This window comes from Fibrobacter sp. UBA4297, from assembly GCF_002394865.1.
Lineage (GTDB): Bacteria > Fibrobacterota > Fibrobacteria > Fibrobacterales > Fibrobacteraceae > Fibrobacter.
The window spans coordinates 156,290-172,999 of sequence record NZ_DGUZ01000013.1; the positions used below are offsets into that span (position 1 = coordinate 156,290).

A 16,710-nucleotide genomic window follows, 5' to 3' on the forward strand; every position below is an offset into this window, starting at 1 on the left:
CCCTAAAATTAACAAAATCTAGCGGACTTGGACCATTTTTTGTTTGCTGTAACCTTGCGCAGAGGTCTTTACGACATAGATTCCGGGGGTAAGCCTGGTCAAATTGGCGTTCCCCTTTGTGTAGCGCACTAGCTTTCCGTTCGTATCGTAGATACGTGATTCGGTTACTGTTGCGTTTACGCGGGTGATTTTTGCGATAGCGACGCTTCCTTTGTCCACGTCTTTTTCGGTAAGCTTGATTTGGTCGAGGTTCGGGCCGTCATTGCCATCAACGATGGAGAACGTGATGTAGCTTGCGCCTTTGGGGAGTGTAATAGTCGTTTCTTTTGTCTGGTATGTGGTCCATTTGTCTGTGGCTTCGAACGAAATGACTTCGGCGCCTTTGCATCCGTCAACGCCTGCGGTGCATGTGCCGGGGGCAGCGAATGCGAGGCTGCGTGCTTTGCCGCTGCCATTTGCGTATGTCATTTCCATCGTGTATTCGCCGGGAAATTCTACATAGACGGGAACTTGGACGGTTGATTTCCCTGTGCCGAAGTTGATGTAGCCGGTGCCTGCAAAGCCTGCGTTTGTGCTTTCGTTGATGGCATTGTCGATGATGCCGTCTTCGGCCTGGAACGTTGTTGTGCCCTTGGCTTCAAAGATGGCGCCGAGTTCGATGTCCTTGCTCATTGTTGTTTTCCAAGTGCTTTCGCTGCCGGCATCGCTTGCGCTTTTGCCTGTCCAGCCTGCGAATTTCCAGCCGCTTGCGGGTTCTGCGGTGAATGTGACTGCGGTGCCTTCGGCGATTTTTTCACGATTCGGGGAGGCGACAACGGTTCCGCCGATAGATTGCGTCAGTGTGGCTTTGTAATAAGTGACATTTGCTTCGAGGACGGTAATTTCGTTGGAGCTTGCGCCGAGACCGCCCATGGAATTTGCTGCACGGACCGTAACTTTGGAACCTGCGGCAATACCTCCGATATCAATGGAATTTGTGGTGGTGTTGCTGTGGTATTTGCCGTTCACAAAGATGGCCCAGCAAATAGCGTTGTCGTCATCGTTCCAGATGATGTTGGCGCCTTCTTGCGAAATCTTCGGGGCTGAAACTTGCACTGTGAGTTTGTTCGGTTCCCAGTTGTCACTGCCTCCAAGGACGTTCTTGAGCGTGTATTTCGAGGCGTCGCTCGCACTCCAGACGGTCTTGAGGGTTGTTGCTGTCGACGGATCCTTGCCTCCGTCAAAGCGTGTTTTGCGCTGGCTTGTGTTGATGGCGCCGCCACTCCCGTTTTTGCTGTTGTATTCACCAAAAACCTGCGGGGCAGAATTCATGTCGGGGCCCCAGCCTTCTGCCCTGGGTTCTGCTCGCATGATGGTGTTCAACCAGACGACTTTTGCGTGGCCCCAGGAACGCCCGAGATAGAACGTCTTGTTAAATCCGGAATTGCTGACTTCGATGATGGCGTTATTGAAAACGTAACCCCAGGTGTCTGGATTTTGCGATGCCGTGATGTAGCCGCCATTTCGCGTCATCACAAGCTTGGTGCCTTCGAAGAAAACGTCGCCACCACCGCAGATAAAGTCTACAGTGCCATCAATTTCGCCGCCTTCCCAATACGTGCGCCCTTTTTTAGTGTAGTATGTGTCTTGACCGCTCAAGAGTCGCACGTTCTTGTAGATGAACTTGTCTCCTGCATTTTGTTGCAAAGCGACTTGGCGTGCGGCGTTACCGGAGTTATAGGTGCCTCTGTTTTGCAGGGTAATGTCCTGCATATACATGTTCTTGTTGCTGGGGAAGTACAGCGTTGCCGTTGTGCTGATGCCTTCGGTATCGGTTGTGTTCCAGATGATGGTTTTGTCAACGGACTCGCCGATAATGGAAATGTTCGAGCCGCTGAACGTCGATTTGCCGTGTTCGTCACCGGTAACCTTGGTGATGTTGTATTCACCATTTGGCACAAAGAGAATGAACCGCTTGGATTCGGTGGCGCCCGAAGAAGATGCCTTGGCGATTGCCGCCTTGAAGTCGCCATCAACGCCCAAGACAAAGTCAAATCCGTGCTTCGTAATTGCGGAAGCGCTCACCGCCATTGCAAGCGGCATACAAACTGCAAACCTGTAAACCCAACTATTCAACATAAGACCTCTTCTTTGCTTGTCACCCCGGACTTGTTTCGGATTGTCATTCCCGCCTCCGAGCGGGAATCTCCTATTTCGTACTTTTCCCATTCACACGGAATGTATTGCCGCCACGCTTAAAGTAAGCTCCTGCGCTATTATTGTTGCGACCAAAGTCTACAAAATAGCGATTGTCCTGTTGCGCATTGCGTATCGTGCGCATTGCCTCAATGGAGGTAGGCGGAATTTCAACTTTTCCCGCTTTCAAATCGTCGTTCATCCAGCCGATGTAATCGAAGTTCGCCATGCCATCTTTCGAAAGGCTTGTGAACTTGAGTTCGCTATAGCCTTGTGGCAATTCAATTTCGATGGATTGCGTTTTCCATGTGGTCCACGCTGTGGTGGATTCCATGCTGCCGTCCGCAAGTAGCGTCTTGTCTCCTGCAGAAACGCTGTAGCCACGCGCGGAACCGCCGCCGTTTGCAAAGCTGATGAACAAGGTGTATTTGCCTTCCTTGAATGCGGTGACGCCGTAGGTCACATAGCTTCCTGTGGAGTTGTCAACGTTGGCGTAACCTTCGCCGACGAATCCCGTGTTGGTTGTTTCCTTGACGCCTTGAATGTCGATAAAGTCTACACCATCAATGTACGTTTTGCATGTGTCGTTTCCGCACATTGCCGAAGGTGGCGGAGGAGGAACGTAGTTGTCGTCCATTTTCGCAAGCGCTTCAAGGTATGCGTTTTCGGTGCTTAAAATTGCAGAACCGTAATCACCTGCCCACTGGTAGCCTGTGCGCCGTTCTTCGCTGATTTTCATGAAGTCCTGCGTCTTGGTGCTAGCACCATCGCGGTCGCAGAAAAAGTAGTTGTCGTTGTTGACTTCGTAAAAGCGGAACCACAGCGATGAGCCCGCCTTGTCAACGACACCAGCGGTCTTGCTAAACGCCTTGTCCTTTAGTTTGTTTTTCTTGTACCAGGCGATTGCGCCTTTGACCGCTTTCTGGATAGTTTCGTTTTGGTCGGGCCAGTTCATCAAGAACCACACAACGCCCATAGATTCGTTGCCGGATTTGCTCGGGAGTTCGTAGGCGCGTGCGCCTACGGGGGCGAGGCTGTTTGTGTCATGTTGCGCGCACCAGACGGTAAGCTTTCCGTCGTTTACGATTTGTGCCTTGAGCAAATAGTCAATGGCTTTGTTCAGTGCGGACTTCATCTTGCTTCGGGTGGCGTCATCGATGATATCCGAGTCAAAAGGTGATGCGGAATTAGCGATGTCCATCATCATGACCATCGCTCGAATCATGGCGTTGTCGTTCAGCGTGATTTGGTCGGAATAGTTGCCACGTTTGGGCCAAACTTGTGGGAGACCTCCCTTGGAACGCTGCATAGTCAAAAGAAAATTGACGGCCTTGTTGAAACTTGTCTTAAATGCGGATTTGTAATTGTTGTTCGTCGTTTCTTTGTAACGCACGGCAAGCAAACGCATTTCTTGAATGGTGGCGTTATTGTCAATCGTGCCGAGGTCGCCACCGCCTTTAGCTTGCCATTCGGATTTTGGACCGCCGGAATAGGCGCTTTTGTACTTGCTCGCCATCGCCTTGTAAAAACCGCCATTTGCGATTTGCCATGTGGTCATGTTGTAGGTGTACTGGTCAATGTCCATGCCTGATGCAGCCGAAGTCAGCTCCGAGTAGCCGCGATAGCTGTTGATTTTCGAAACCGCTGTCGCAGGCGGAGTATAAGTGGCCGCAAACGAAAAAGACGCGACAGACATTGCCGCTACAAAAAACTTGTAGTTACCAAACCCAAAATTCTTCATAAAAGACCTATAGAAGAGTTTTTAAACCCACACCACCTCTATAATCTACATTATAATAGGCCGATTTTTGTTATGAATTTCTTTTAAGTGTTGTCTTTGGACAATGGAACCTGCCGCATTGTCACCCTTGCATGTCATTCCCCTTCGAGGCCTGACTGCTGCGGGTATCAAATGCGAGTCCACAAGTGGCCTCTCGCTTGATACTCTTGCATGTCATTCCCGCCTCCGAGCGGGCGGACAGCACTTGGAACTTTGTTCCATAGTGCGCATGGCCACCTTTAGGTGGGAATCTCCTTTTCGTTTTATAATACGCTCTGTATAATATTTTTCTAAAAATTTTTATAAAATCTAAAATTTGATGAAATTTCTTTAAAAATTTTGATTTTGTATAATAAAATCTATTGCAGAACTATGCCGCAAAAACTAATTTATAGGTATGAAACCAATCACTGAATATCAAGACTACCGAGAATACATGCGCGACTTCTACGAAGAACGCAAACGCAGTTCTTTGTTCTCGTGGCGTGAATTCTCCAAATTGGCGGGGTTCACTTCGCCAAACTTTATACAGCTTGTTTGCGAGGGCAAAAGCCGCTTGAGCAAAACAGGCGTCGAAAAAGTGGCCGATGCTATGGGGCTTGAAGGTGCTGACCGTGATTATTTCTTTGCGATGGAACGTTTTGGCGATGCCAAGAACGATGCGAAGAAAATCCAGGCGTTTAACGAAATGCAGAAAATTGCAAAAGAAAACCGCTTGCGCGTTGTGGATGCCGAGGCGTTCAAGTATTTCGAATCGTGGGTAAACCCGGTGCTGCGCGAACTTGCCCCCATAATGCCGGGCGCAAAACCGCTGGAACTCGCGCGTAACTGCTACCCGGTTGTGAGTGCCGCCGAAGTTCGCCATTCGCTTGACTTTATGTGCCATGCGGAATTTCTCAAGAAAGTTGGTGAAGATACATACGTGCAGACCGAAAAGGTCGTGACGGGATCTTCCGAGGCCATCCCGTTGGCACTGCGTTCCATGAACCGCCAAATGTCAAAGTTTGCAACTGAGGCAATTGACGAAGTGCCGCCCGAAAAGCGCCACATCGCAGGCGTGACGCTTGGTATTTCCGAAGAGACGTACCAATGGCTCGTGCAAAAACTTGAAACGCTTAGGCAACAGGTGGTTGCCATGGCTGCTAAGGAAAAAGAATACGATAAAGTTTATCGACTGAATTTACAACTATTCCCGCTTACAAAAGGGAAGGAGGAATGAGATGAGAAAAATGTATAAAGTAATTCTGGCTGGAGTGACGGCTCTTTTGGCCGCATGTTCCAATGATGCTAGCGTTGATTCGGGTATTTCCGGAGCAACGACAGAGCCAAGCACCTCGCCAAAGGCGGAGTTGACCGAAGAACAAAAGGCTATTTTGGCAAATTCGCTATACACTTTGGTGGATTCAACGAAAGTTGATTCGTTAAAAGCGATTTTTGGTACTGATGTTTCATCGATTAATTATCGTTTTATTGAAACATTTCCATTTAGCATAAAAAATGATCAGGTTTTCAGTTATCCGAGTAAAGATGGTCGTAAGGTCTGTGATGTTGTGACTTATAAGCAAGAAAACAAAAGGGATCAAAAAGGCGTATTGCGCGCGATGTCGTATAACGAAGTCGATCACAAATGTAAATGGGAAGGCACCGTGCGTGAAGAAAAGGAGTGTCATGCAGATGATTATATGTCCACTCATAGATACGAAACCATCGTGAATACAAAAATTATTGATGTGGATGGTATTCCCGTTGTTATGAAAACAATTGCTGATAGTCGTTTTAGACAATTTTGGGGATATGGTGTCTCTTGTGGTGAATATCTAAAAGAATTCAAACAGTCTTGCAATGCATCGAATGGTCTTTTTGTGGATATGGGAGATGGTTGTAGTATGAATAATTTGAAATTGGCTTGTGCTTCGTTTATTCCTGAAGGTAAAACGCCTGATGAGGTTTTGAAATCCTATACCGAAGGGTATAAAATTCAGTGCCTTGAAGATTCTATAAAATACGCTCCATACGATGATGAAAATAATGTCTATCAGGATCCTGCTTTGGATAGTTTGTATAGAGATAGCGTGGATAGGGTTAACTATTTGATAGAAGAATGGAATCAGTCTCAGAAACGCTCTACAGCTGCTTATAGATGGCAATTTACTATAATCGATAGTACAGTAGTGTTTGATGGAGATAATTTGGACTATTACTGGGAAAGAGAAGATCCTGAACTCATTGATGCTTGGGGCTGGGCTTATAACACGCTGCCAAATACTAAAATTGCAGACGCTTATCGCAAAGAAGGTGTTTATGTGTTGCCTGATTCGTTAGTGACTGAATTCTTCCCGAATTTGGCAACTTATCCGGCTGGATTGGAAGGACTCAAGTGGTATCCTCCAGAAATTTTTTACCTCGTTGTTATAAAAGACATAGGTACAAAAGGTCATTTGATAACTGGTTTTGATGCAAATGGAATTTACGTGACGGACATCGTGAAAAGTGGAAATTGCCCAGAAGATACATCGGTTCATTATTTTGCAGTATTGTTATTGGATTCTCCTGATTGGGATGTGTTAGGCCGCCCCATTGTGAAAACGACTTATGTGAGTGATAACTGGAATTGCGATAAACCGGAGACACTTGAAAAAATTGATCCCTATGGCGAGTGGACGTATTCTAATGTACGTGATTATTATTGGTATGTAGAACTCTTTGGCAAAGACTGGCCCGTTTCCAAGATATAGAACTTAACTTTCATGAGCTATTTTCTATCTTAGGGGCGTATGAATACTAAAATCTATTACACCCTTACGGACGAGTCTCCGTTCTTGGCGACTCAGTCTTTGCTTCCTATCGTATCTGCTTTCGCAAAGACCGCAGATATCGATGTCGAAACTAAGAACATCTCCTTGCCGGGCCGCATTCTTGCCGCTTTCGCGGACACGCTCCCGGCAGGTACGACGTTTGCTGGTAAGCCGGTGACGGATGACCTCGCATTTCTCGGCAAGCTTACGCTTGAACCGGATGCGAACATCATCAAGCTCCCGAACATTTCTGCCTCGGTGCCGCAGCTCAAGGCCGCTATCGCCGAACTCCAGAAGAACGGCTACGCCCTCCCGGACTATCCGGATGCTCCTGCAACGGACGAAGAAAAAGCGATTCGCGCCCGCTACGACAAGGTGAAGGGCTCCGCCGTGAACCCGGTGCTTCGCCAGGGCAATTCTGACCGTCGCGCTCCTAACGCTGTCAAGAATTATGCCCGCAACAATCCGCATAGCAACGGCGTGTGGAACGAATCCGTGAAGACTTATGTCGCGAGCATGCAAGCCGATGACTTCTACGGTAACGAAAAGTCCATCACAATGGCCGAAGCCGACTCCTTCAAGATTGAATTTGTCGATGAAGCTGGTGCCGTAACGGAACTCCGTGCCGCAAAGCCGCTCCTCAAGGGCGAAATCATCGATGCGACCGTCATGCGCATGGCTTCTCTCGAAAAGTTCATCGCCAATGCGATGGCCGAAGCTAAAGCCAAGGGCCTCCTCTTCTCCGTGCACCTCAAGGCCACGATGATGAAGGTCTCTGACCCGGTGCTGTTCGGTGCATTTGTCCGCGTGTTCTTCAAGGACGTGTTCACGAAGTACGCAGACCTCTTTAAGGAACTCGGAATCGACGCCAACAACGGTCTCGGTGACTTGTTCAAGCGCCTCGAAGGCAATGCTAAGGAAGCCGAAGTCAAGGCTGCTATCGACGCTGCACTCGCCGCAGGCCCGGACCTTGCCATGGTCGATTCTGCTAAGGGCGTTACGAATTTGCATGTGCCGAGCGACGTGATTATCGACGCTTCTATGCCGGCCATGATCCGCAATTCTGGCTGCATGTGGAACAAGGAAGGCAAGCTGCAAGAAGTTGTCGCCTGCATCCCGGACCGCTGCTATGCTGGTATCTACGACGAAACGATTGAATTCTGCAAGCAGAACGGCGCATTCGACCCGAAGACGATGGGTACTGTGCCGAACGTGGGCCTCATGGCTCAGGGTGCCGAAGAATACGGCAGCCACGACAAGACGTTTGTCGCAAAGGGCAAGGGCGTTATTCGCGCTGTAAACAGCAAGGGCGAAGTCCTCTTGCAGCAGGAAGTCGCTGCTGGCGATATCTTCCGTATGTGCCAGGCCAAGGATGCTCCGGTGCGTGATTGGGTGAAGCTCGCTGTAACGCGCGCTCGCCTCAGCAATACGCCAGCGATTTTCTGGCTGGACCCGGAACGCGCTCACGACCGCGAAATCCAGAAGAAGGTCGAAGCCTACTTGCCGGAACATGACCTCAAGGGTCTCGACATCAAGATTATGAGCCCGCGCAAGGCTATCGTCGAAACAATGAAGCGTGCCAAGGCTGGCCTCGATACTATCGGTGTGACGGGCAACGTGATGCGCGACTACCTCACGGACCTTTTCCCGATTCTCGAAGTCGGAACTTCTGCAAAGATGCTCTCCATCGTGCCGCTCATGGCTGGTGGTGGCCTTTATGAAACGGGGGCCGGTGGATCTGCTCCGAAACAGGTGCAACAGTTCCTCGCCGAAAACTACCTCCGCTGGGATTCTCTCGGTGAATACTTCGCACTCGTGCCTGCATTCGAACAGGTCGCGCTCAAGGGCGGCAACAAGAAGGCTAAGGTCTTGGCCGATACGCTCGATGCTGCTAACGGCAAAATTCTCGAATTCAACCGCACTCCGGCTCGTAAGATCGGTGAACTCGACAACCGTGGTTCCCACTTCTACCTCGCTCTCTACTGGGCTCAGGCTCTCGCTGCCCAGAAGGTCGATGCGGAACTCGCCGGAAAGTTCGCTCCGATCGCTGCTGCTCTCTCCGCGAAGGAAACGGAGATTGTCGCCGCTCTCGCTGCCGAACAGGGTAAGCCTGCCGATATCGGTGGTTACTACATCCCGAAGGCAGAACTTCTCAAGAAGTGGATGCGCCCCGTCGAAGCGTTCAACGCAATTATCGACAACATTTAGCCTGTCATTCCTCTTCGAGGCTTGACTGCTGCGGTTATCCAATACGAACGCAAGCGTTCGTGCTGTCTAACCTTGCATGTCATTCCCGCCTACCTGTCCTCGCTTGACGGGGACGAGCGGGAACCTCCGTCTTGTAACAAAAAAGGAGTGTCGCAGAAATGCGCACTCCTTTTTTTTGCTTCGCTGTGAATTTTTTAGAATTGCCCGCGGCTCCCGTTGATAATCCATTGGCACAACGCTTCAATGCCATCGTAGTCGGGGAGTGTCTGCACAAAGTTTTTGGACTTGCTGCGTTCAATAAAATTGCGCCACACCATCTCGTTTTTGCCGTTCAGCCCGAGGTGCTCTTCAATTGCGCCGCGTGTCCAAACCCAAATGCCTTGCTCGCAAAGTTTATTGTGGATATTGCGGATGGGGCGTTCTGCTTCGGGCATAGATGCCATCATCGCATACGCTGTAGAAGCGCTGATGTTACTGTGCTTATTGACGGGGAGGCCGTTTACCAATCGCAAATGGTTGTGGCAAGCGAGCTCGCGGAACAAGTTGCGGCATTCGGTAATGTCCGGGTCGTTTGCGCTCAAGAATCCGTCGCGGGTGGCTGTGGTAAATGCGTAGTCCAAATCGACAATCGCACGCACGGGAATGTCCATCGCGCTCAAAACCTGCATACTCTTGCGTGTATTGCTCACGCCGCCTTGACGCACGAGCGCACACTTGATGAGCGCAAAAGATTGCCCGGTAATGCGCTCGAAAAGGGCGGGCAGCACTCGCCATTCCGTTTTACCTTCGGTGAGCAGCACGTAATCGGCAAACAAAAGTTCATTGCTGTTAGACAAACTAAACAGCATTTGCAACTGGCTCGGCGCATCTTTCACGACTTGGCGGACTGCGTCTTCCATTCGCTTGCGCATAAACGTGCCACGTTCCCTGTTCTTGCGGATCAAGAGAGACGTACTCACGTCTTCGCTCGTGACCATCTGTGCGGAATGTGTTGCAAAGATGACCTGATAGCCTTCGTTCGAAAGGTTCTTTAAAGCCACGCGCACGAGCTCAACCGCTTGCGGGTGCAAAAAGAGTTCCGGCGAATCAATCAATAAAAGCTTGCGGCTCAGGTAATGGTTATTGTGGTGCTTCTTGATTTCGGCGAGATAGCGGATAAGCGCCATCTGGATAGCGCGTTGCGAACCTGCGCCCATGCGCGAAATATCGCGTTCAAAACCGTCATCTTCATCGACAACTTTAATCGTTGCGCTCTTGAGGAATGTCTCTAGAGTCGGTACGGGAATGTCGAGCTCCACGCGAACGCTTGGGAATAGCGGGCGGAGTGCCGAGTTGACTTCTTTATCGAAAGCCTTGATTTCTTCGGCCTGGCTGTCGCTTCCGGGGGAGAGTAGTTCCGTAAACTGTTCGATGACCTGGCTCAATTCGCCACCAAACCTGCGTTCCAGTGGCTTGAAAATCTCGTGCATGAGCTTGGTGTAGGCTTGGTTCCCCTCAAAATCCCAAATAGCGATGGATTCCGGGAACATGCGATTAAAGGCTGCGGTAAACTTGTCATTGACGCGTACCCAGTCTTTGCCTTTGCGCTTGCCGTTTGGCGGGCAGAATGCCCAAAATTCAATATTGCCGGGGAGTTCACCCGGGATTCGCTGCACTTTTTTGACACGGAGCGTTGTCCCCGAGAGGAACGGCTCTACTTCGGCTGCTTTTTCTTCTCCAAGGCGGTTTAAAACCTGCTCGGTGATGCCCTCAAAAAGCCCTTCCGCTTCTACGGGGTGGTTCGGGTCATCAAAATACGAGATGTCCAGCGAAAAATTTGCCAGCAACCAGCGGATTCCCATCAAAATATTCGTTTTTCCGGCGTTGTTGTAGCCAATGAGGGCGGTAAAATCACTAAGCGGAAAAGTCTCGCGCTGGATAGAGCGGAGATTCGAAATCGTAATGCGGGACAATCTAAGTGCTTGTGGTTGCATAGCTTGAAACTATAAAATCTTTTTGAAAAAAGTTGTATTTGGAGCAATTGCAAGCGAAAAAGTGCGAATAAGACCGTATAAATTGGAATGATTGTACGGGAATGACCTCCAAAAGTCTTTTTTGATGCTAAAAGTACTTCATGCGGGCGGGGCCCCAGCTCAGAGTTGACGCCTACGGCGTCAGCGGCTTCACTTGGTCATGTGCGCCTGCAAGCAGTCGCCCGCGACTCTCGTTTTGCACGCTACTGCGAAGACAATACTTTGGCCGACGCCTCCATTTTATTGACGATTTATCGTTATCCTTAAATTATGTAACCTCTTATCTCGCTTATTGTTATGCATAATATGCCAATGAAACCTTTTTGGAGCTATGGACAATTGCTAGTGTGCCGTGAATGTGGCTGAATGTCTTAAAAAACGAAAAAACACTTTAGCTGTTGGGGCTAAAGTGTTTCTTTTTGGGGTTAGGAGGAGAACAAAGAGTTCTTGAACATAAAGGTATTTAAAGTTTGGCTCCATAATGTGTTTTTTGTCATATTCGCGTTGAAAAGTGTTGTGAACTTCTCAATGGGCTGTTGCAAATTTGCTACAATTAATATTAGGTATGTAAAAAAGAGGTTTTGTTCAGTGTCAAACTTTGATAACGAAAAGGGTTTTATTGCTAAATTTTCGGGCATGAAGAAATACGCTGCTCCAGTTGTTCTTTTTGTCTTGGCTTGCGCCTTAATTGTATACCTCAAGGTTGATTTTTCTGGCTCGTCCTCCTCTTTTGACGTTAGCCGGTACATGCAGACGCGCGCAAAAATTGATTCCTTGGAGGTGGCGCTGTGGAATTCTCAGGGAAATGTCGATGCCCAGGTGAAAATCCGCGACGAACTTTCTAACGCATGGGAAGACCTTTCGGCGATGCGCACCAATACGGCTGATGAGGCTGAAGCTCCGGAAGAAAATGTGGGAGGCTTCTCTGGTGGCGTTTGGCTTTGGATTATCGGCGGAACGCTTGCCGTGCTCCTTTGCTCCGTGGTTCTTGTGCTCGTGCTTATCCACCGTAAAAAGATTGTTGAAACGCGCATGATGGAAGCTCTTGCGAAATCGAGAGAAACTGGGGAGATGCCTTCTGTGGATGATACAGAAACGGTCCTTACTCCGCGTGTTCATGCTCCTAAAAAGTCAATTATCGATGAAGCCGAAGAATTTGCCGCAAAGCGCCGTGAAACGATGGAACTCCAGACGAAGGCTGCCGCAGGTGCAAATCCTGTCGATCAGAGTGCAACGAATTTGAATGCGTCCAACGCAAATGCTTCGAACGTGAACTCCGCGAAGGCCGCTTTCGAAGATGAACATGGCGTTCCTGAAAATCGAATTTTAACGTCTCCGTTTAACGGTAGAACGGTTCTCCGCCCGACGGCGAGAGAACGCATCACGTCTGCAATGCAGTCGCTTTCTGATGTGCTACATCATGACCGCACCAAGGTTAAGCCCGCTGCTCCGGCAGCTGCGCCAAAGCCCGAAGTTGTTGCAACTGCAGTTGCGCATCCGCTTGAGATGAACCGCTTTGACCGTGAATCTTCGGTGAACAGCAAGATCTTGCAGATGTCTCGCAGGGGGTTCCCGGCTTCGGCAATCGCTTCGAAGTTGAAGATTCCTCAGGCTAAGGTTGAGGCTGTTATCAAGGAAGCTGTAGAAGCAGGTAACTAATGCGTTACCGCTTTCGTTGTGAATATCTAGGCAGCGCCTTTTACGGCTGGCAAGAACAAAATTGTGGCGGCAAACTCCGCTTTGTAACCGTGCAGTCCACGCTCGAAGAGGCGTTGTCGATTGCGTTACGTGCGCCCATCCGCGTGGTGGGGTCGGGCCGAACAGATACGGGTGTCCATGCCCGCGGCCAGTGTGTCCACTTTGATTTTGATGGTGAACTGGACCCGCAGAAGGTTGTTCGTTCTGTGAATGGGCTTACCAAGCGCTTGATTCGCATTCGCGATTTAGAGCCTTGTGCTCCGGACTTCAACGCTCGCTACGATGCTGTTTTACGTTATTACCAGTACACGATTTTTACGCGCCCGGTGGCGCTAATGCGTGATTTTGGCTGGGAGTGTGGCTCGCTGAACCTGGATATCGATGCAATGGGCCGCGAGGCGCAGTCGTTCCTTGGTGAACATGATTTTATTGATTTTTGCATCCCGCGTAACGATGGAAAATCGACGCTTTGCACGTTGAGCGAGTTCCGTCTGGAACGCTTGAACGACTGGAGCTGCATGTTCCATATTAAAGGAAACCGCTTTTTGCACCGCCAGGTGCGCGCCATGGTCGGGACGCTTTTTGATGTTGGTCGAGGCCGTTATCCCGAAGGAACGGTCAACCAAATTTTCGAGAAAAAGTTCAAAGGCGAACGCACGTGGGCGCCCCCGCAGGGGCTCGTGCTGGAGAATGTGGAATATAGGGATTATTGATTTTAGTTGTTGGTCATTGGCTCTTGGTCTTTAGTTTTAAAGTTTGGCGCCTTTGGCGCGATGATATGACTAATAACCAATGACTAGCTGCTAGTGACTAACTTCTAATTGCTTCAATCATTTCCTTCACGGCGCGTTCCATACCAACGAGGGCGGCGCGGCTAACAATGCTGTGGCCGATGATGATTTCATCAATGCCGTCAATTTGTGCAACGGCTTCTACGTTTCTGTAGTTGAGTCCACGACCAGCGAACACGTTTAATCCATACTTGTGGGCGAGAACAGTCATGTCTTGCAAAGCTGAAATTTCACGATCGACTTCTTCGCGGCTGCCGAGTTCAAAAGCGGTGGCGTATTTGCCCGTGTTGAATTCAACGTAATTTGCGCCGACCTTCTTCGCAGCCTTGACCTGTTCTGTTTCGGCATCGATGAACACGCTCACCTGTATGTCATTGTTGCGGAGCGTCATGATGTACTTTGCAAGTTCGTCAATCTTTGCAGAAACGTTCAGGCCGTCTTCTGTTGAAAGCTCGGTGTGAACTTCCGGGACGAGCGTGACCATGTCCGGCTGGCGGTTGATGGCGAACTGCACCATTGCTTGCGTCGGAGCCATTTCAAGATTCAATTTAGTGGTCACCGTTCCGCGGAGGAGTCTGATGTCGCGGTCCTGGATGTGGCGCTTGTCTTCACGGAGGTGGGCCGTAATGCCGTTGCAACCGGCGAGTTCCGCAATCATGGCGGCGGCTACCGGATCAGGTTCTTTGCCCTTGCGTGCTTCACGGATTGTCGCAATGTGATCCACATTTACACCAAGTTTGATAGACATAGGCTCTCCTATTTAGAATTGAATAAAGTTGAAAGGTCTACGAGAGTAGTGCCTTGCTTTGCCGTTTTTGCGGCGATATCCTCAATTTTAGACAAATTTTGTTCCGTCAGTGGGATAATCATAATCGATGTCCCGCTTTTGGGCGCTTCCCTGAGCTTTTGATGGATGTAGTCCTCAATTGAACTGTTTTCTGGATTGTAAGGGAACGCTATTTTGCATACAAGTTTAAAGTCCTTGCAGGTCTGTGGTACGACCGTTCGGTCTTCCATGGACAAGTCCATAAACCACATGTCGTTTTTTTCTGCGGGCTTGAGAATGGCTTGCAAAAGTTGTTTGTGCTTGACCGCTTGTTCGCCATAGCGAGTTGCAATGCCTGCTGCGCTTGGGAGAACCTCTTTTGCTTTGTTGATGGTTTCTTCGATTTGTTCTGCCGTGTGGTGGATGCGGAGTGGACGCAATTTGTTGTGAACTTTGTTTAGCTTGGTCGATTCCATGGCAAGCCAAAGAACGATTTCCTTGTTGCGGATTTTGTCTAAACTCTTATAAAATTTTTCATCGACTCCGAATGGTGGAATCAGCATGTCAAACGGGTAGTCTAGGTTGTTTAGCTTAGCGATGATTTCTGGAGTAAGGCTTGTTGTCTGGAATACAACTGACATGAGCGACGCATTTTTCATAAAAATATTTTCTGAAACTTGGAGCGTCAGATGAAGCGAGTCTCCTTGAGGTGTTAAAACGTCTACCCATGCCGATTGGTAGGCGTTGGGATTTTCGCTCAGTTCTTCCATCGAAAGGATTGTGCCACCGTGTGCCTGAATGAATTTTTGGGCTTGCAGGAGATAGACTACAATTGTTTTTCCGCGAGCGAGAGTCCAAATGGTTCGCTTGGAACGTTTCGAAAAACTAGACGAAATAATTTTCATCTCGTCTTGCAGCCTTTGTGCGAAATTAACAGTGTCTTTTTCTGTTGGTGCTACTTTGGATTCTTGAATGCCTGTAGTTTCTTCAATTTTTTCGAGAATAAGTTGCGCTTTATCCTGGTTGTTCAAAAAATAGGACAGCCCTGCAAAAATCCCCGATGCTAAAAATAGTGCGACAATGTGTTTAAGCTTTATCATCTCATCTACAAATATAACTACATTGAGCCCATGGCTATTCTATTTGCACTTGTTGGAGCGACTGGTGTTGGCAAGTCTCGCCTTTCACTGGAACTGGCGGAACACTTTGACGCCGAAATCATCGGTGTTGATTCTCGTCAAATCTACAAGGGCTTTGCGATAGGGACCGCACAGCCGTCTCATGAGGACTTGGTTCGGGTAAAACACCATCTAGTTGATTTTCTCGACCCCCGACAGGTTTTTTCTGCGGGTGACTTTTGTGCAAATGTGAAAAAGCTTTTGGCCGATAATCCTGGTCAAAATTATATCTTGGTGGGTGGTACTGGACTTTATCTACAATCTTTGATGCTTGGACTCCCGCAGATTCCGAAAATTGATGAATCAGTTCGTAAGTCATTTGAGGAAGATGCCGCTAAGTTTGGAAGTAAAACTTTATACGAAAAAGCGAAACAGGCGGACCCCGAAGCGATGGAAAAGGTTGAACTGAACAACGTTCAACGCATTATCCGGATTTTAGAAGTTTTTCAGCTGACGGGGCGTAAACTCTCGGAATGGCAAAAGGAACGTGAAGGTGGCGTGGGTGAAGTTCCTGTGTTCTGGTTAAACCGCAGTCGCGAAAATCTTTATGCGCGTATTGATGCTCGCGTGGATGAGATGATAGCTGATGGTTGGCTTGAAGAAATTCATAGTTTAGCTAAAACCGTGCCGTTAGAAGCTCCTGCATGGCAAAGTCTCGGCTATAAAGAACTTTTGTGCGCAAAAGACGGCAATCAAGTGGAAATGATTCTCGAAGATGTCAAGCGAAAGACGCGAAATTACGCCAAAAGGCAATTGACGTGGTTCCGTTGGCAGGTAAAATCGACCGAAGTAGACTTGGATACCTGTACAAGCCCTCTGGAATATATCCATAAAAGAGTGATTACCCCATAAAAGGGCTGTTTTTAGGACTCGTCAAAAATTTTTTCTCCAAAAATTGGACATGAAAAGGGCAAATTGCCTTTTTTCTTTTGGGGTGCTTTTAAAAAAGTGGTGAATAGAATGTGAATATCATGATGTGGAACCGGAAGACAACCCGTTTTTAACGAAAAAAGTGAAAAAAAGTGAATTTTTTTTACGCTGACCCCTTGTTTTTATTCCTGAAAATTCTATAATTGGTCTCACCCTCGAACGGGTCACCCAAAACGACCTGAACGAGACGAAAGCCCGCGAGACTTTCGGGAAGATTGAAGGAATCGGAGATGTGCTTAGTGACGGCCCAAGAAAATTTCTTGGAAGTCAATTAATCAAGAGGCGAGAGTCGCGACCAAGCTTGCTTGGACATGACCGAGCCGAAGATTTAAGCGATACTTTAAGTATCGCCATTTACGAAAAACAGGACAGACTAT

The 16,710-nt window shown here is 48.7% G+C and carries 11 protein-coding genes; 6 read left to right on the forward strand and 5 right to left on the reverse strand.

Annotated features, from left to right (window positions below; genetic code table 11):
* Positions 1 to 18: 18 nt before the first annotated feature.
* Together B3A20_RS07475 and pelA are read right to left on the reverse strand one after the other, a co-directional pair.
* Positions 19 to 2,118 carry a pectinesterase family protein gene (locus tag B3A20_RS07475; protein WP_290763256.1) on the reverse strand — a complete coding sequence of 700 codons (2,100 nt, stop codon included), beginning with the start codon at positions 2,116 to 2,118 and terminating at the stop codon, positions 19 to 21.
* A gap of 70 nt (positions 2,119 to 2,188) precedes the next feature.
* Positions 2,189 to 3,916 carry a pectate lyase gene (gene pelA / locus B3A20_RS07480; RefSeq protein WP_290763258.1) on the reverse strand — a complete coding sequence of 576 codons (1,728 nt, stop codon included), beginning with the start codon at positions 3,914 to 3,916 and terminating at the stop codon, positions 2,189 to 2,191.
* Positions 3,917 to 4,352: 436 nt separating this feature from the next.
* On the opposite strand from pelA, the gene B3A20_RS07485 reads away from it, so the two are divergent.
* The 3 genes from B3A20_RS07485 to B3A20_RS07495 are packed head-to-tail and all read left to right on the forward strand — an operon-like array spanning position 4,353 to position 8,958.
* On the forward strand, positions 4,353 to 5,174 hold the full coding sequence (locus tag B3A20_RS07485; RefSeq protein ID WP_290763259.1) for a TIGR02147 family protein: 822 nt from the start codon (positions 4,353 to 4,355) through the stop codon (positions 5,172 to 5,174).
* A 1-nt stretch (position 5,175) separates the two neighbouring features.
* Positions 5,176 to 6,690, forward strand: a complete 1,515-nt coding sequence (locus B3A20_RS07490; protein ID WP_290763260.1) for a hypothetical protein — start codon at positions 5,176 to 5,178, stop codon at positions 6,688 to 6,690.
* Between the two features lie 39 nt (positions 6,691 to 6,729).
* Positions 6,730 to 8,958 (forward strand): NADP-dependent isocitrate dehydrogenase, encoded by a 2,229-nt coding sequence (locus tag B3A20_RS07495; protein WP_290763262.1) that lies wholly within the window; start codon positions 6,730 to 6,732, stop codon positions 8,956 to 8,958.
* 194 nt (positions 8,959 to 9,152) lie between these two features.
* Here the strand turns inward: B3A20_RS07495 and B3A20_RS07500 are convergent, their stop codons facing one another.
* On the reverse strand, positions 9,153 to 10,931 hold the full coding sequence (locus tag B3A20_RS07500; RefSeq protein WP_290763263.1) for an ATP-dependent nuclease: 1,779 nt from the start codon (positions 10,929 to 10,931) through the stop codon (positions 9,153 to 9,155).
* A gap of 675 nt (positions 10,932 to 11,606) precedes the next feature.
* Between B3A20_RS07500 and B3A20_RS07505 the strand changes: the two genes are divergently transcribed.
* Together B3A20_RS07505 and truA are read left to right on the forward strand one after the other, a co-directional pair.
* Positions 11,607 to 12,629, forward strand: a complete 1,023-nt coding sequence (locus B3A20_RS07505) for a hypothetical protein (protein ID WP_290763264.1) — start codon at positions 11,607 to 11,609, stop codon at positions 12,627 to 12,629.
* A complete protein-coding gene (gene truA / locus B3A20_RS07510; protein WP_290763265.1) occupies positions 12,629 to 13,381 on the forward strand; it encodes a tRNA pseudouridine(38-40) synthase TruA in 753 nt (250 codons plus the stop codon). Before B3A20_RS07505 ends, truA begins: the two co-directional genes overlap by 1 nt.
* Positions 13,382 to 13,478: 97 nt before the next feature.
* Here truA and B3A20_RS07515 read toward each other — a convergent pair whose 3' ends face one another.
* Together B3A20_RS07515 and B3A20_RS07520 are read right to left on the reverse strand one after the other, a co-directional pair.
* Positions 13,479 to 14,207 carry a pyridoxine 5'-phosphate synthase gene (locus tag B3A20_RS07515; protein ID WP_290763266.1) on the reverse strand — a complete coding sequence of 243 codons (729 nt, stop codon included), beginning with the start codon at positions 14,205 to 14,207 and terminating at the stop codon, positions 13,479 to 13,481.
* 8 nt (positions 14,208 to 14,215) lie between these two features.
* Positions 14,216 to 15,325 carry a divergent polysaccharide deacetylase family protein gene (locus B3A20_RS07520; RefSeq protein WP_290763267.1) on the reverse strand — a complete coding sequence of 370 codons (1,110 nt, stop codon included), beginning with the start codon at positions 15,323 to 15,325 and terminating at the stop codon, positions 14,216 to 14,218.
* A 30-nt stretch (positions 15,326 to 15,355) separates the two neighbouring features.
* Here B3A20_RS07520 and miaA point away from each other — a divergent pair, with 30 nt between their 5' ends.
* A complete protein-coding gene (gene miaA, locus B3A20_RS07525; protein ID WP_290763269.1) occupies positions 15,356 to 16,255 on the forward strand; it encodes a tRNA (adenosine(37)-N6)-dimethylallyltransferase MiaA in 900 nt (299 codons plus the stop codon).
* Positions 16,256 to 16,710: the final 455 nt, after the last annotated feature.

Excerpts from the sequence above, each read along its gene's own strand:
- B3A20_RS07475 (WP_290763256.1), bottom strand. The coding sequence starts at position 2,118 with ATGTTGAATAGTTGGGTTTACAGGTTTGCAGTTTGTATGCCGCTTGCA.
- pelA (WP_290763258.1), bottom strand. The coding sequence starts at position 3,916 with ATGAAGAATTTTGGGTTTGGTAACTACAAGTTTTTTGTAGCGGCAATG.
- B3A20_RS07485 (WP_290763259.1), top strand. The coding sequence starts at position 4,353 with ATGAAACCAATCACTGAATATCAAGACTACCGAGAATACATGCGCGAC.
- B3A20_RS07490 (WP_290763260.1), top strand. The coding sequence starts at position 5,176 with ATGAGAAAAATGTATAAAGTAATTCTGGCTGGAGTGACGGCTCTTTTG.
- B3A20_RS07495 (WP_290763262.1), top strand. The coding sequence starts at position 6,730 with ATGAATACTAAAATCTATTACACCCTTACGGACGAGTCTCCGTTCTTG.
- B3A20_RS07500 (WP_290763263.1), bottom strand. The coding sequence starts at position 10,931 with ATGCAACCACAAGCACTTAGATTGTCCCGCATTACGATTTCGAATCTC.
- B3A20_RS07505 (WP_290763264.1), top strand. The coding sequence starts at position 11,607 with ATGAAGAAATACGCTGCTCCAGTTGTTCTTTTTGTCTTGGCTTGCGCC.
- truA (WP_290763265.1), top strand. The coding sequence starts at position 12,629 with ATGCGTTACCGCTTTCGTTGTGAATATCTAGGCAGCGCCTTTTACGGC.
- B3A20_RS07515 (WP_290763266.1), bottom strand. The coding sequence starts at position 14,207 with ATGTCTATCAAACTTGGTGTAAATGTGGATCACATTGCGACAATCCGT.
- B3A20_RS07520 (WP_290763267.1), bottom strand. The coding sequence starts at position 15,325 with ATGATAAAGCTTAAACACATTGTCGCACTATTTTTAGCATCGGGGATT.
- miaA (WP_290763269.1), top strand. The coding sequence starts at position 15,356 with ATGGCTATTCTATTTGCACTTGTTGGAGCGACTGGTGTTGGCAAGTCT.